This window comes from Candidatus Amarolinea aalborgensis (assembly GCF_900491745.1).
Classification (GTDB): domain Bacteria; phylum Chloroflexota; class Anaerolineae; order SSC4; family Amarolineaceae; genus Amarolinea; species Amarolinea aalborgensis.
In genome coordinates this window covers 126,676-141,069 of the sequence record NZ_UETR01000010.1, presented here as the reverse complement: position 1 = coordinate 141,069, position 14,394 = coordinate 126,676, and the positions used below count along the sequence as shown (strand labels likewise).

The 14,394-nt window shown below is 62.0% G+C and carries 11 protein-coding genes; 7 read left to right on the top strand and 4 right to left on the bottom strand.

The features are described from left to right. The 5 genes from ACPQ6D_RS14515 to ACPQ6D_RS14495 all read left to right on the top strand — a co-directional run. Window positions 1-1,285: alkaline phosphatase family protein (locus tag ACPQ6D_RS14515; RefSeq protein ID WP_423225059.1), on the top strand; the 1,285-nt coding region annotated here is incomplete at its 5' end. Next, window positions 1,282-1,899: an adenylyl-sulfate kinase gene (gene cysC / locus ACPQ6D_RS14510; RefSeq protein ID WP_423225058.1), complete on the top strand. Its 618-nt coding sequence runs from the start codon at window positions 1,282-1,284 to the stop codon at window positions 1,897-1,899. The genes ACPQ6D_RS14515 and cysC, both read left to right, overlap by 4 nt. A gap of 61 nt (window positions 1,900-1,960) precedes the next feature. Then, on the top strand, window positions 1,961-3,352 hold the full coding sequence (locus tag ACPQ6D_RS14505; RefSeq protein ID WP_423225057.1) for an alkaline phosphatase family protein: 1,392 nt from the start codon (window positions 1,961-1,963) through the stop codon (window positions 3,350-3,352). A 478-nt stretch (window positions 3,353-3,830) separates the two neighbouring features. After that, the gene (locus tag ACPQ6D_RS14500) at window positions 3,831-6,842 is read left to right on the top strand and encodes a right-handed parallel beta-helix repeat-containing protein (RefSeq protein WP_423225056.1); all 3,012 of its coding nucleotides are present in this window, start codon (window positions 3,831-3,833) and stop codon (window positions 6,840-6,842) included. 245 nt (window positions 6,843-7,087) lie between these two features. Then, on the top strand, window positions 7,088-9,577 hold the full coding sequence (locus ACPQ6D_RS14495) for a right-handed parallel beta-helix repeat-containing protein (RefSeq protein ID WP_423225055.1): 2,490 nt from the start codon (window positions 7,088-7,090) through the stop codon (window positions 9,575-9,577). Between the two features lie 24 nt (window positions 9,578-9,601). Here the strand turns inward: ACPQ6D_RS14495 and ACPQ6D_RS14490 are convergent, their stop codons facing one another. Beyond that, the gene (locus ACPQ6D_RS14490) at window positions 9,602-10,342 is read right to left on the bottom strand and encodes a methyltransferase domain-containing protein (RefSeq protein ID WP_423225054.1); all 741 of its coding nucleotides are present in this window, start codon (window positions 10,340-10,342) and stop codon (window positions 9,602-9,604) included. 57 nt (window positions 10,343-10,399) lie between these two features. Between ACPQ6D_RS14490 and ACPQ6D_RS14485 the strand changes: the two genes are divergently transcribed. Beyond that, on the top strand, window positions 10,400-12,118 hold the full coding sequence (locus ACPQ6D_RS14485) for an elongator complex protein 3 (protein ID WP_423225053.1): 1,719 nt from the start codon (window positions 10,400-10,402) through the stop codon (window positions 12,116-12,118). On the opposite strand, the gene ACPQ6D_RS14480 is transcribed toward ACPQ6D_RS14485, so the two are convergent. The 3 genes from ACPQ6D_RS14480 to ACPQ6D_RS14470 all read right to left on the bottom strand — a co-directional run bounded on the left by ACPQ6D_RS14480 (window position 12,082) and on the right by ACPQ6D_RS14470 (window position 13,909). Next, window positions 12,082-13,203, bottom strand: coding sequence for a hypothetical protein (locus ACPQ6D_RS14480; protein ID WP_423225052.1), 1,122 nt, complete (start codon window positions 13,201-13,203; stop codon window positions 12,082-12,084). The genes ACPQ6D_RS14485 and ACPQ6D_RS14480 overlap by 37 nt on opposite strands. Window positions 13,204-13,371: 168 nt before the next feature. Next, entirely contained in the window at window positions 13,372-13,590 is a 219-nt protein-coding gene (locus tag ACPQ6D_RS14475) for a hypothetical protein (RefSeq protein WP_423225051.1), read from the bottom strand. Between the two features lie 4 nt (window positions 13,591-13,594). Next, window positions 13,595-13,909 carry a DUF6922 domain-containing protein gene (locus tag ACPQ6D_RS14470; RefSeq protein WP_423225050.1) on the bottom strand — a complete coding sequence of 105 codons (315 nt, stop codon included), beginning with the start codon at window positions 13,907-13,909 and terminating at the stop codon, window positions 13,595-13,597. A gap of 207 nt (window positions 13,910-14,116) precedes the next feature. Here ACPQ6D_RS14470 and ACPQ6D_RS14465 point away from each other — a divergent pair, with 207 nt between their 5' ends. Continuing rightward, on the top strand, window positions 14,117-14,389 hold the full coding sequence (locus tag ACPQ6D_RS14465) for a WXG100 family type VII secretion target (protein WP_423225049.1): 273 nt from the start codon (window positions 14,117-14,119) through the stop codon (window positions 14,387-14,389). The last annotated feature ends 5 nt before the right edge of the window (window positions 14,390-14,394 follow it).

Below are 14,394 nucleotides of genomic sequence, written 5' to 3'. Positions count from 1 at the left end.
TTCCGACCCGCCGATCACCGTGCCGGCCTGGGCCTCGATGCTCAGCGGTCAGGACCCCGGACAGCTGGGCTTTTACGGCTTTCGCAATCGTCGTGACTATTCCTATGAAGGCATGACGATTGCCAGCGGCGCATCGGTCAAGGTTGATCGGGTCTGGGATGTGATTGGCAGGCACGGCAAGCGCTCCGTGGTGATCGGGGTCCCGCAGACCTATCCGGTGAAGCCAATGCATGGCTGGCTGGTCAGTTGTTTTCTGACCCCGCCAGGCGCGGAGAAGTTCACCTGGCCGCCGGAGCTGAAAGACGAAATCAGCCAGGCGCTCGACGGCGCGGCGTATGAGGTGGATGTTCACAACTTCCGCACCGACAACAAGGTGCAGTTGTTGGCCGATCTCTATCGCATGACGAACAAGCGCTTCAAGGTGCTCAATCACCTCCTGCAAAAGTCATGGGACTTCTGCATGATGGTGGAAATGGGAACCGATCGCATCCATCATGGCTTTTGGGCTTTCATGGACCCTCGTCATCGCCGTTACATGCCGGGTAATCCGTTCGAGAACGCCATCAAGGACTACTACCGCCACGTGGATCACCTCATCGGTGAAACGTTGGCGCAGGTGGACGACGATACGCTCGTGATGATTGTTTCCGATCATGGCGCCAGGCCGATGATGGGCGCTTTTTGTATCAACGAATGGCTCATCGAACAAGGTTTGCTGGTGCTCAAAGAGTATCCGTCGGCCCAGGTTCCGCTGGAAAAGTGCGAAGTAGACTGGAGTCGTACGAAGGCTTGGGGAAGCGGCGGCTACTATGCGCGCGTTCATTTCAATGTGGCGGGTCGGGAGCCACAAGGTGTCATCCCGCAATCTGGCTATGACGCGTTTGTGGACGAGATGATCCAGCGGCTGGAAGCTACGACCGATCAAGCTGGCCGTCTGTTGGGCACCAGAGCCGTGGCGCCGGCGCGTATCTATCGCCAAACGACGAACATCGCGCCTGACTTGATGGTGTATTTTGGCGATCTTGCCTGGCGCGCGCTCGGTTCAGTGGGCGGCGGGAAGGTGCACAGCTTTGAAAACGACACTGGTCCTGATGACGCCAACCATGATTGGCACGGCATCTTCATCGCCTTTGACCCGCGCCATGACCTGGGCGGGCGCGTGATCGAGCCGCTCCAATTGCAGCAGATCGCGCCGACCATCTTGGCTGCGCTCGACATTCCAGCGCCGCCCACGATGGCGGCGCCGGCCATCCAATTTATGAATGTATTTAGGAAAGAGCAATGACTCAAAAAGGATTCACATTGTGGTTCACCGGCCTGTCGGGCGCAGGCAAGACAACCCTCGCCGATCGAGTCTACGATGAACTCAAGGAGCGGCGCGGCCTCAAGGTTGAAAAGCTGGACGGCGACGTCGTGCGCACGAACCTGAGCAAGGGTTTGGGATTCAGTAAGGAAGACCGCGACACGAACATTCGGCGCATCGGCTTTGTGTGCAACCTGCTGACGCGCAACGATGTGATTGCGATTGCCTCCGCGATCAGCCCTTACCGCGCCATTCGTGATGAAAATCGAGCCTTGATCGGCGCCGACAGGTTTGTCGAAGTGTATGTGGAAGCCACGCTCGACACTTTGATGCAGCGCGATGTCAAGGGACTGTACAAAAAAGCTCTGGCCGGCGAAATCAAGGAGTTCACGGGCGTCTCTGATCCGTACGAAGCGCCCTTGCACCCGGAAGTCCACGTGAACAGCAGCATTGAAACCGTAGCCGAAAGCTTTGGCGCCATCATGGCCTACCTGGAAAGGCATGGCCTGGTCGAGCCAGAGCCAGAGTCGGATGGCTATTCAGACGATGAGGAAAAGGCCATCTCTGCGCACCTCGAGGCGCTGGGATACCTCTAAAGCACCAGCGCCCGGAAACCAAAGTGTTCGGGCGCTTTTGCGTTCCAGGGGGGGGGTTATTATGAGTTTTCTCAATCGCCTGCGCGGCAAAGAGAGCCAACCAGCGGCCAAATCGGTCCGCAAACGCGTCTGTTTCATCGGACTTGATGGCACGCCCTATTCCCTGTTGCAGCGGATGATCCGCGAAGGCATCACGCCCAACATCGGCGCGCTCACCCGCGTCGGCTCTCTGCGTCCGATGCACTCAGTCTATCCCTGGGTCAGTTCGGTCGCCTGGTCCAGCTTCATGACCGGGCAGAATCCGGCCAAACACGGCATCTTTGGCTTCGTGGATCGCGATCCAGCCACGTTGAAGACGTACATCCCGACCGCGCGCAATATGCTGTCGCCCACCCTGTGGGAATACCTCAGTCGCGCGGGCAAGCGCGTGGTGGTCGTCAATGTACCGGTGACGTTTCCACCCAAGCCGGTGAATGGGGTGTTGGTGGGCTGTTTTCTCAGTCCAAGCCTGGAAAAGACAGTTTATCCCGCGTCGCTCTTGCCCACACTACAGCGGCTTGAATACCGCGTGGACACCGACCCCTGGAAGGCGCGCGAGAGTCGCGAAGCCGGCATGGCTGATATTCTCGACGCGCTCGAGAAGCGCGTGCGCACGATGTTCTACCTGCTCGAAAATGAAGACTGGGATTACTTCATGATGGTCATCATGGAGACCGATCGTCTGCATCATTTCTACTTCGAGCCGATGGAACTGAACGATCCCGTATGGGCGCCGGCGTTCTTCGATGTCTACCGCCGTATTGACGAGGCCATTGGCCAGGTGCGCGCCAGGCTGGACGAGAATACCACCCTGATGTTGATGTCGGACCATGGCTTCTGTTCGATCAAGCAAGAGGTTTTCTATAATCACTGGTTGGCGCAGGCCGGATACCTGAAGCTGAGCAAGCCGCCCGAACAAATCAAAGGCCCGGACCTGACGGCGCTGGCGCCCACATCGCTGGCCTACAGCCTCGATCCGGGGCGCATTTTCATCAATCTGAAGGGGCGAGAGATGAACGGACGTGTGGCGCCCGGCGCGGAGTACGAGCGCCTGCGTGAGGAGTTGATTCACGCCGCCGAGGCCCTGACTGACCCGGCGAGCGGCGAGCGGCTGCTGCTCAAGGCTTATCGGCGTGAGGAAATCTACCGCGGGCCTTATCTCGACCTCGCCGCCGACATCATTCTTGCCCCAGCCAACGGCTACGACCCCAAAGGCGCTTTGGCCAAAGAGACATTCACCTACAAGGACAAGATGATGGTCGGCATGCACACCTACGACGATGCGATGCTCTACATCGGCGGGCGCACCCTGCCGCCGCAGGAAGTGGACATCCGGGCCGTGATGCCAACCATCTTGCATCTGCTCGATGTGCCGGCCGCGGCCGATCTCGACGAGCATTCCCTGCTGGGTTGACCAGCCATCTCCACGTAACACAATCTCCCATCCATGGCACGGCGAAGCAATATGCCGGCCTGGAGGCCAACGTTCTGGTCTCCAGGCCGGCATTTTTGGTTCGAATTCAACGGGTATCGGTTTTGTATCGGAAAAAGGCTTGCATCTTGGGCGCAATTGTGGCATTATACTGTTACGGTAAAGTGTGCGCTTCCCGACCATGATAGCCGCCGCATGCTATCAAGCAGACTGGCATGGCGTCGTTGACCTCAAGGGCGATCTTGCGCCCACGAGTCTTATCGTATAGACGAGCGAACTCCAAGTCCGTTGCATGCACGATCCCCGATGCTACCAAATTCATAGTGACCTGATGGCTGTATGGTATTGCCCAAAGGGTGCGTTGACGCCCCCAGGCAAGGCGTCACGGACGTTGGGCCATTCTCGCCAGGCGTTGCCGGGGCCATAAATGCTGGCAGACGCCTGGGAAAGGCAGCATAGCATGAGAAACAAAACGAGCGATCTATCCAAATCCTCGTTCACAACTGCCGCGAAACAATGGCGCCAGGGCGGTCAACGACCCATGTGGCGCGTACTGCTGTGGGCGAGTATGCTCGTCCTGGCAGTCTGCCCGCCGGCCCGCGCCGCGGGCAACCTCATCACGGTGTGTGCCACGGGCGGCGATTTCACGACGATTCAGGCGGCCGTCAATGCGGCGAACGGCGACGATGTCATATCGGTTTGTCCGGGGGTCTATCAGGAAAACATTGTGCTGCGCGCCGGCGTTTCGATCCAGGGCGACGGCAGCGACGCGACCATCGTGGATGGCGGCGCCACCCAGAGCGTCGTGCGATCGCTGACCGCGGGCATCGGTTCGAACACCATCGTCAGCGGCCTGACCCTGCGCAACGGACGCGCGACAAGCGGCGGTGGCATCCTGGTGCGCCAGGGATCGCCGCTTTTCAGCAACCTGGTCATCGAGAACAATGTGGCCTGGCAAGACCAAGGCGGGGGCGTGGCTGTCTTGGACGGCGCCAGCGTCACCTTGACCAATGTGGTGGTGCGCAATAACAGCGCGAACCGCGGCGGCGGCGTGGCCGTCTCGGGGAATACTTCGCGGTTGGAGATGGTGAACAGCCTGATTAGCGCGAACAATGCTACCAGCGGCGGCGGCGCGGCGCTGGCCGGGGCGCGCGCATTCTTGAGCCTGGCGAATACCCCCGTGGAGAACAATGTCAGCGCCAGCGTCGCGGGCGGCGTCATGTTCGACATTCTGTCCAGCGGCAGCGTTGATGGCGCGCGCTTTCAGGGCAACCAGGCGCGTGATGGCGGCGCGCTGTATGTGGTCAACGCCAACGTTTCGCTCAACGCGGTTGCGTTTACCGACAACGTGGCGACCGGTCACGCGGGCGCGGTTGCCTATGTTCAGCGCAGCACGGGAACGATTGCCCATGCAACGTTTGTGGGCAATCGCGCAGTGAACGGCCACGGCGGCGCGGTCGTCATCCAGGACGTTTCGACGGTCTCCGTGAGCGACAGCACCTTCCGCAACAATCAAGCGGCCAATGGCCTGGGCGGCGCGATGAAAGTCTTTTCCAGTGCGAACGTCACGATTGACCAAAGCACGTTCGCGGACAATGACGCCCTGGACGCGGGCGCCCTCTTGGTGCAGGCCGCAAGTTTGACGCTCAGCGCCAGCGTCTTCCTGGACAACGAATCCACCCAGTATGGCGGCGCCCTGGTGGCCAACGAAGGCAGCGTCGTGACGATCACGGATAATCGCTTCGAGGGCAATGTGGCGGGCACGGATGGCGGCGCGCTGATTGTGCAGAACAATTCAACCGGAGACATCCGTCGCAACACCTTTCGTTCGAATCGGGCCAGTGGGGCGGCCGGCATTGGCGGCGCCATCAAGATCTACGGCGGGGCGTCGCCCACCCTGAGCCAAAACACGGTGGAGAACAACGAAGCTTATGATGGGGGCGGCGTTTACATCGAAGAGTCTTCTACTCCGCTCATCGAAGGCAACAGCATCCGCGCCAATCATGCCACGCGTTACGGCGGCGGTGTGGTGATCAACAGCAGTTCCGCGCCCGTCTTGCGCAATAACCTCATCAGTGATAACACGGCGGCCTATAATGGCGGCGGGATTTTTGTCAATGACCAATCCCAACCGACGATTGACCAGAACTCGATTAGCGGCAATGTGGCGAGCAGCAATGGCGGCGGGGTCGTGTTTGTATCTGCTGGCGGCGCCCTGCACGGCAATCAGATTCAGGATAACCAGGCGGCCGTCAATGGCGGCGGCGTGCTGATCAATGCCAGCAACCCGCAGGTGAGCGACAACGTGATCCAGGGCAACAGCGCGGGACTGTTGGGGGGTGGGTTGGTGCTGCAAGCAGACAGCCCAGCCGAGGTGCGGCGGAATGCCATTAGTCACAACAGGGCCACGATGGGCGGCGGCGTCTTCTTGAGCAGCGTGACGCAGGTGCAGATGGGCGATAACCAAATTGAGTTCAACCAGGCGATACAGGGCGGCGGCGGTGTGGCGATGATTGCCAGTCATCCCACGATGGTCAATCAGGCCATCCGCTGGAACCAGGGCGGGACCTATGGCGGGGGATTGCTCATCCAGGGCAGCTCACAGCCGCAGATCCTTGACAGTGTGATTGGTTTCAACACCGCGGGCGCGGGCGGCGGCGTATCTGTCTCAGATAGTCCGAATCTGCGGTTCACCGGAAACCAGGTGATACGCAATCAAGCGACCAACGGCACTGGCGGGGCCATGCTGCTGCTCAACACCAATGGGCAAGTCAGCCGCAATCAATTTGCCTCCAACACGGCGCGCAGCGGCGGCGGCGCAATAACCATCAATCACAGCAACCCAATGGTTTTTGCGAATCGGTTTCTGTCGAACAACGCAGACAGCACGGGCGGCGCCTTGTTGGTGCAGAACGGCGCTGCACCCACGATCCTCAGCAATGAGATCTACGGCAATCGCGCAGGCAGTCAAGGCGCCGGCGTCATGGTGTCGGCGGCCAACCCGCGCTTGGCGTATAACACCATCGCTGAAAATGGCAGCAGCGACTCAGGGGATGGGGTGTGGCTTTTCAATGTAGGTCGGGTTGAGATCACCGGCAACGTAATCAGCGGCCAGCGGGTTGGCATCGGCGCCAGCGGCAGCAGCCAAGCCGTTCTGGCGCGCAACGATCTGTGGCAGAACAACGCAGATTATGTCGGCATCCAACGCGGGGCCACCGATTTGGCGGTAGATCCGCAGCATGTCAGCGGGCCCATCGGGCGCTATTACCTCAGCCAGCGCGCGGCCGGTCAGCGATCTACCAGCCCGCTGGTGGACGCTGGTCAACAAACCGCGGCGGAGGTTGGACTCGACGAGGTTGCAACCCGCACCGATGGCGTACCCGATAGGGGCCTGGTAGATTTGGGCGTGCACTATTTTCCCTTCACCGGTCAGCCGCGCCAGTGGTTTCCCATGGTGTGGCGCGGACGTTAGCAAAGTGGCCTGGCCAGCCTCAGTCAGCGGGGCGGCGTCTAACTTGAGGACCGATCGCCGTCAGTTAGCCCTGGTTGCCGTGACTGTTATTGGCCCGGATGACTGTCAGCTTGAACGACACACGGGGCATCAGGGGGGATTTACGAAGGCGCCGGCTTGTGTTAGAATACGTCCACTTCCTATTCTCGTGTGACAAGGTTGCATCATTGTTGCGTTGTCGCATACTGCTCGCGAGGAGACCGTCCATGTTGCCTAATTCCTGCACGAAATTGTCGCAGATGGTCATTGTCATCGTGCTCTGCTGTCTATTTGCGGCGCCTTCCACGCCTTTATGGGCCATGCCCCTGGCTGAACGCGGTGTTGTCATCACGGTGTGTGCCTCTGGCTGCAACTTCACCCGAATTCAAGATGCCATCAATAGTGCTGCGGCTGGCGATATTGTGGCCGTGAGCGTTGGCACCTATAATGAAAACCTGCAATTACGCGCCGGTGTGATTGTGCAAGGCGAAAATGCCGCGACCACGATTGTGGACGGAGGTCAGCGTAACAGTGTGGTGCGCGCCACGCAAAGCTCCATTGGGACAAGCACAGTGGTGCGCACCATAACGCTGCGCAACGGGCGCGCGCCTGCGGGCGCAGGTGTGTTGATTCAGAACGCCACGCCAACCCTGGAAAATGTCATCATCGAGGGCAACCAGGCCAGCGGCACCGGCGGCGGCGTGGCGGTTCTCAACGGAGGACGCGTCATCATCTCTGGCAGCACCCTGCGCAACAACACCGCGGGTACGACCGGGGGCGCCATATTTCTTGATCTGCAAACCGTTGGCATCATCACCAGCAGTACCCTGACGAGCAACCAGGCCCAGAACGGCGGCGGGCTGTACAGCGCCAACGCCACGGTGACAATCACTGGCACTCTGTTCAGCGCCAACCAGGCGGCGCAGCACGGCGGCGGCGCTGTCTTTGCCCAACGCAGCGGCGGCGAGGTGCAGTTCAGCACCTTCGAGGGCAATGTCGCGGCGGCAGGCCACGGCGGCGCGATCGTGGCGCAGGATGGCGCCAGCACCGCACTGCGCAATAACGTGTTCCGCAATAACCGTACGCAGGGATCCAATGCCATTGCTGGCGGGGTCAAAATCTTCTCCGGGGCCACTTCACCCATTGCGAATAACTTGTTCGAAGGCAATCAGAGTGTGGACGGCGGCGGCCTGGTGGTGCAGGCTGCCAGTGTCTCAGTCACAGGAAATACGTTCCGCAATAACCTGGCTACACGCTATGGCGGCGGCATGGTCGCCAACCAGGGCGCCCAGATAACGATTAGCCAGAACCTCTTCGACCAGAATCGGGCTAACGTGGATGCAGGGGCGCTGAGCGTGCAGTACGGTTCCGGCGGCGAAGTGGCGCGCAACACGTTCACCAACAACCGCGCCAGCATGGCGAACGGCAACAGCGGCGCCATCAAAGTTTACAACCTCTCCAACCCGATCATCAGCCAGAATGTGATCGAAAACAATGAAGCCAAGGATGGCGGCGGCATCTACGTGGAACTGCTCTCGGCGCCGCTCATCATCGGCAACTCCATCCGCGCGAATCGCAGCGCCCAGTACGGGGGCGGCATCAGCGTCACCTCTGGCTCGCGGCCGATCATTCGTGACAACCTCATTGCTGACAACACCAGCGTCGGCAACGGCGGCGGCGTTTTCGCCAACGATCAAGCCAGCATCACCCTGGAACGTAATACCATTACGCATAATACCGCAACCGCCTTGGGGGGCGGCGTGGTTTTGTTCTCGGCCACGGGTCTGCTCCGCGTCAACACCATCAGCTATAACGAGGCGGGCACGCATGGCGGCGGTTTGGCGCTGAATGCCAGCGCCCTCACCGCGCAGGGCAATACCATAAGCCAGAATGTGGCCGCGCAACTTGGCGGCGGCGTGCTGGTGCAAGATAGCAGCACGCTGACCATGGCAGACAACACCATCAACGGGAACCGGGCTGCTATCGGCGGCGGTATGGCGCTGTTCAACAGCGGCGGCGCCTGGGACGGCAACCAGGTGGGCGGCAACGTCGCCAGCGGCGGCGGCGGCGGCATTCTTGTCAATGCCAGCAACCCGCAGATTCTCAATGGTCATGTGTTCAACAACAGAGCTGGCGCCTTTGGCGGCGGTTTCCTGATTCAGGCCGGCGCTGCGCCCATCATCTCGAATACCGTGATTCGTTACAATGCCGCCGCCAATTCGGGCGCCGGCATTCATATCTCTTCCTCGCCGGCGGTGATCAAAAACAGCACCATCGCCAACAATGCGGGCGAAGGGATCAACATGTTGACCGCGACGGGCGTCAGACTAACAGAAAATATCATCACGGACAATGCGATTGGCATCCGCGTGGACCCGGCCAGCCAGGTCACCCTGGTGCGCAACAACGTGTACAATAACCTCGACGCCAACTACCGCGGCCTGCCCGCTGGCAGCAGCGATGTCTCGCTCGACCCGCTCTATGTCCGTGGCCCGTTTGGACACTTCTACTTGAGCCAGGTGGCGGCCGGACAGAATCGTACGAGTCCGTTGGTGGACATGGGGACGCAGGCGGCGGCATCGTTGGGTCTCAATCGCTGGACCACGCGCACGGATGGCGTTGGCGACAGCGGCCTGGTTGATTTGGGCGCGCACTATCCGATGTTCAGCGGCCGCAGCCGCCTGTGGCTGCCGCTGGTGGCCCTGTCATCGCCCTGACCGGGCCAGCGCGGCACAGGGCCGTCACGCACGGCAGATTTGGAAGAGGTTGAGACGCTTGCTCTGACCGTCAGCGTAGTAGCTTTCGCTGACCTGCAAACCGGCGGCGCGTGCCAGGTCGCTGGCTTCCGCGGGGGTAACGTGGTGCACGTAGCGCAGCCCCGGGCCGTCGCGGCGCCAATCGAGCAGCGCGTCGCCGGCTTCCACGTCCCGGGCCGTCAGCCCCACGGTTTCCCAGGACAGGACGCGTTCCTGCCAGCGCGCCTCATCCAGAAATTGCCAGTAGGAAACAATCAAAACCCCGCCCGGCGCCAGCAGTTGGCGGGCCTGGCGCAGCACCGCCGCGCGCAGCTCAAAGCCGGGCAGGTGGTGCAGCAGCGCCAGCAGGTAGATGGCGTCAAAACGGTCGCCGGCTGGCGTCAATGGCCGCAAAGCCGCCGGCCAGTCCGGCTGCGTCACATCGGCCATGACCAGATGCGCACGCACGCCGGTCAGGTCGCGGATGGTCTGACCCGCCGCGGCCAATAGGCCGGCGCTGGCATCCAGCCCCACGTACGTCGCCCCCAGCCGCTGGCCGGCCAGCCAGCGCGCCAGGCGCCCATTGCCGCAGCCGAGGTCCAACACCGTGGGCGTCGGCGGCAGATAGGGCAAGGAGCGTAAGAGGCCGGCCTGGCCCGCGCCGCGTGAACGGGCAAACGCAGCCGCACGGGCGGTGTAGAACTGTTGGTTGAGCGTCAGCAATCGCTGGGCGATGTCTGGATTCATGGTGACAGACTCATGATCGGATTTTAGCGTATGGTGCAGGCGCAGAGAAATTTAGAGATGCTTGAACTCGTCACCGAAAAACCCGACCCATTTGATCCTGACCGCCTGGCCCAATGGCGTCAGGCGCACGCCGCGCCGTTGGACATCGCGCCGTACGCGGAGGCGCTGCTGGCGCTGCTGCAGGAGGTGCAAAGCCTGCCCACGTGGTCACGGCGCAGCCTGGAGCGCCTGGCGCGCCAGCACCTGGGGCCAGAGGCCGCGGCGCTGTTCACGCGCGATCGCCTCGTGCAGGCCTACCAGGCGCTGGCGGCGGATGGGCGCCTTGATCTTGACCGGGAGACGCTCAAGCGCTTGCAGCGTAAGCCGACGCGCACCATTTCCGGCGTAGCCCCGGTGGCTGTCCTGACCAAACCATACGCCTGCCCCGGCGTCTGCATCTTTTGCCCTACCGATGAACTGATGCCTAAGAGCTACCTGCGCGATGAGCCGGGCGCGCAGCGCGCGTACCTGGAGCAGTTCGATCCGTATGCGCAGACGGCCGGCCGCATCGCCGCGCTGGAGAGCATCGGCCACGCCGCGGACAAGATCGAGCTGCTCATCCTGGGCGGCACCTGGTCCGCCTATCCGCGCGCCTACCAGGAGATGTTCGTGCGGCGCTGCCTCGAAGCCATGAACGAGCAGCCGGCCGCCAGCCTGGCCGAGGCGCAGCGCGTGAACGAGTCCGCGCCGCATCGCAACGTGGGGCTGGTCATCGAAACGCGGCCCGATTGGATCACACCGGAGGAAGTCCTGTGGCTGCGGCGCCTGGGCGTCACCAAGGTGCAACTGGGGATCCAAAGCCTGGATGATTCCATTCTCACGCTCAACAAACGCGGGCATACCGTGGAGGAAAGCCGGCGCGCGGTGCGCCTGCTGCGCGCCGCTGGATTCAAGCTGCATCTGCACTGGATGCCCAATTTGCTCGGCGCGACGCCGGAGAGCGACCTGGCCGATTTTCAGCGCCTCTGGAGCGATCCGGCGCTGCGACCGGACGAGCTGAAAATTTATCCTTGCTCGCTGCTGGACGGCACGGAGCTGATGACGCACTGGCGGGCAGGCGCTTATCAGCCGTACACGCAAGACGAACTGGTGGAACTCCTGATCCGCTGCAAGACGCTGGTGCCGCCCGATTGCCGCCTTAACCGCGTGATTCGCGACATTCCGTCCAACAACATCGTTGCGGGCAACCGCGCCGTGAACTTGCGCCAGGTGGTGCAGCAGGAAATGGCCCGCCGCGGGCTGGTCTGCCAGTGCATCCGCTGCCAGGAGGTGCGGGGGCATGTCATCGAGCCGCAGGACCTGGCGCTGGACATGCTCTGCCATCCCACCGACATCAGCCAGGAATGGTTCCTGCGCATGCGCACGTCCGCGGGTCGGCTGGCCGGCTTTCTGCGTCTTTCCCTGCCGCGGCCGTTCGGCGCAGGCCATCCGCTGACGCCGGCCGACGTGAGCGCGGAGATTCACGGCGCAGCGATGATTCGTGAGGTTCACGTCTATGGCCCAGCCCTCGTGGTGGGCTCGGACAGCCGCGGCGAGGCGCAGCACGTGGGCGTGGGCAGCCGGCTCATTCACGCCGCGCGTACACTGGCGCGCGACCACGGCTTTGATCGCCTGGCCGTCATCGCCGCAACCGGCACGCGTGACTACTACCGCCGCCTGGGCTTCGAGCTGGGGGATCTATATATGCACACCGATTTGTTTCATGGAGCCGAGATAGACGCGCCGACGCTGGCCTGACCCTGGCGCGCCGCGTTCACCGTGTTGGCGAGGAAGAGGAGCACCGCCAGCACATTGAGCAGTCCGCCCCAAGCGCGCAGCGTCTGGTTGGGCGCCAGATCGCCCACCACGCGCAGGACCAGCGAGAGGTGCAGCAGGAGCAGGTGCGCATAGAAGACGCGCAGAAACGGCATGTGCCGGCGCAGCACGGCCGGCAGAATGATCGGGCCATGGCCGAAGATCATGGAGAAGACGAAGCCGAGCAGGATCATGTGCAGCATGGCGTCGTAGGGCGGCCCGGCCAGGAAGCGCTCACCCCACCAGGCCCACGCGCCGCCGGCCAGCATCAGCCAGGCATAGCCGGGGAGCAGGCAGGCGGCGATGAACTGCGCCAATCCCTGCTTGCGAATCGTGCGCCGGGCGATGTCATAGCGTAACAGCCAGGCGCCCAGCGCCAACAGCCCCACCCCCGCCACGCGCACGCCCCAGGCCAGGTTGAACAGCGAAAGCGCCAGGCCGGCCACGAACAGCGCCACGGCTGCAAAGAACGAGCGCAGGATGCCGGGCCGCAGCATGAGCACGCGCGAGAGTTCCAGGCGTTCGCCGGCCACGGTGACGACCAGGAAGCCGACCCACCAGGGCACGACCGCGGCCAGCGGGCGTCCTAGCAGCCAGAGCAGATTGCCCACCACCCACAATAGAGCACCCACACTCATCACCGCGCTCGCGCCGTCGGGGTGCAGGCGGTAGATGACCACGAACATGGCGACCAGAAGTACGCTAGCGACGAGTAACAGTAGGGGCGCGACCGGCATGGGCAGCCCCAGCACCAGGGCCAGCGCGCCCAACCCGGCCGCCAGGGGCGCCGCATAGGTCCAGGCGCGATTCAGCCCGACCGCACGTTCCAGGCAGATGAGCGTGCCGAGGAAGCCGCCGATCATCAGCGGGCCATGATAGGCCGCCAGGGTGGCGCTCAGCGGCGGCAGGCGCCAACCGATGCGCAGCAGCCCGGCCCACAGGCCGGCCAGCAGGCCAAGTCCGCCCAAAAGCAGGAAGGGCAAGCGCAGCGGCCGCGTCGCGCGATTTTCCAGCGGTGATGGTTTCATGGCCGCAGTATGCGCCAGGAAGGGGAAAGTGTCAAAAGGGAGCGCGGCCGCTCAACCGGATGGCCTGTCACATCTCTGGACGTCGAGCCTGGGCGCGCTGCTGCTCCACGATGTAGCGCGCTCCAGCCTCTGCGTAGCGTTTGACCTCTGCCCATTTGACTCGCTTCGTCATCTCTGGCATTGGCTGCTGCTCGGCGTCATCGAAGTAGGCCAGCGCACGCGCCAGAATGGCTGCAAATTGGAAACTCGATGGCCGATCTGCAAGGCCAATGCAGTTCCTCCAGCCAGATAGAAAGAGCGGATAAAGGGTTGGTCGCGCAGAACGTCAAGCGCCTGACGGCAGCCTGGCGTGATCATCTCCCAGTGTGGATCTACGAGGATGGGCATGAGATCACCACTTATCCGCTTGCATATCGAGCGCCCACGTAGGGGTGTCGAAGCGTCGGATGTTGAGCACGAGCTTCCAAAGGGCAAAGGAATGCCGCGAGAGTGCACGAAATCCCCAACGGCGTATCCAGGCGCGCACGCCGCGCGTGTGATAACGGTCAAAGAGCCAATTGATCTCGTTCCAGTCGCCGCGTTCGAGGATACGCTCCATGATCACATAGCGATGCTTGCGTACATCCATGTCGGCGAAATTGTACTCTGGGAACAACCAGGCTGTAGACACAGGCAGATCAGATTGGTTGCCAGGCTTGTGTGTCATTCCTTCTATTCTTGACCTCACCCAGGGCGCCAAATGAAGGCGGCCGCTATTCGATGTCCCTATTTTACCATGTTGACCTGGTTGTGGCAACAGCGCGCGCCCGCTGCCTTCCAAACTAGGCCCGATTTGCGAAAAAAAAAAAAAACGGCTACAATGGCGCCACTTCCAATCGTTCCTTTGTATCGCCTGGACAAGGAGCAACCCGCTATGTCGCAAGCCATTGCTAACCCTGAAGAGCTAGAGCGCTTTGCCCGCGACCTCAAGCAGTTCAACGGCCAACTCAAAGAAAGCATGACACGCCTGAACGCCCAATTCCGCCTACTGGGCGATACCTGGCGCGACCAGGAGCATCAGAAGTACGGCCAGGAGTTCGAACAGACGATGCGCGTGCTGGCGCAGTTCATGCGCGCCTCGGATGAGCATATTCCATTCCTCCTGCGCAAGGCCAGCCGCCTGCGCGAATACCTGTCGCAGCGCTAACACAC

Bases quoted from the DNA above. Each gene is read 5' to 3' on its own strand.
- ACPQ6D_RS14485 (WP_423225053.1), top strand. From the start codon at position 10,400: ATGCTTGAACTCGTCACCGAAAAACCCGACCCATTTGATCCTGACCGC.
- ACPQ6D_RS14490 (WP_423225054.1), bottom strand. From the start codon at position 10,342: ATGAATCCAGACATCGCCCAGCGATTGCTGACGCTCAACCAACAGTTC.
- ACPQ6D_RS14480 (WP_423225052.1), bottom strand. From the start codon at position 13,203: ATGAAACCATCACCGCTGGAAAATCGCGCGACGCGGCCGCTGCGCTTG.
- ACPQ6D_RS14470 (WP_423225050.1), bottom strand. From the start codon at position 13,909: ATGACACACAAGCCTGGCAACCAATCTGATCTGCCTGTGTCTACAGCC.
- ACPQ6D_RS14505 (WP_423225057.1), top strand. From the start codon at position 1,961: ATGAGTTTTCTCAATCGCCTGCGCGGCAAAGAGAGCCAACCAGCGGCC.
- ACPQ6D_RS14495 (WP_423225055.1), top strand. From the start codon at position 7,088: ATGTTGCCTAATTCCTGCACGAAATTGTCGCAGATGGTCATTGTCATC.
- ACPQ6D_RS14500 (WP_423225056.1), top strand. From the start codon at position 3,831: ATGAGAAACAAAACGAGCGATCTATCCAAATCCTCGTTCACAACTGCC.
- ACPQ6D_RS14475 (WP_423225051.1), bottom strand. From the start codon at position 13,590: ATGCCCATCCTCGTAGATCCACACTGGGAGATGATCACGCCAGGCTGC.
- cysC (WP_423225058.1), top strand. From the start codon at position 1,282: ATGACTCAAAAAGGATTCACATTGTGGTTCACCGGCCTGTCGGGCGCA.
- ACPQ6D_RS14465 (WP_423225049.1), top strand. From the start codon at position 14,117: ATGTCGCAAGCCATTGCTAACCCTGAAGAGCTAGAGCGCTTTGCCCGC.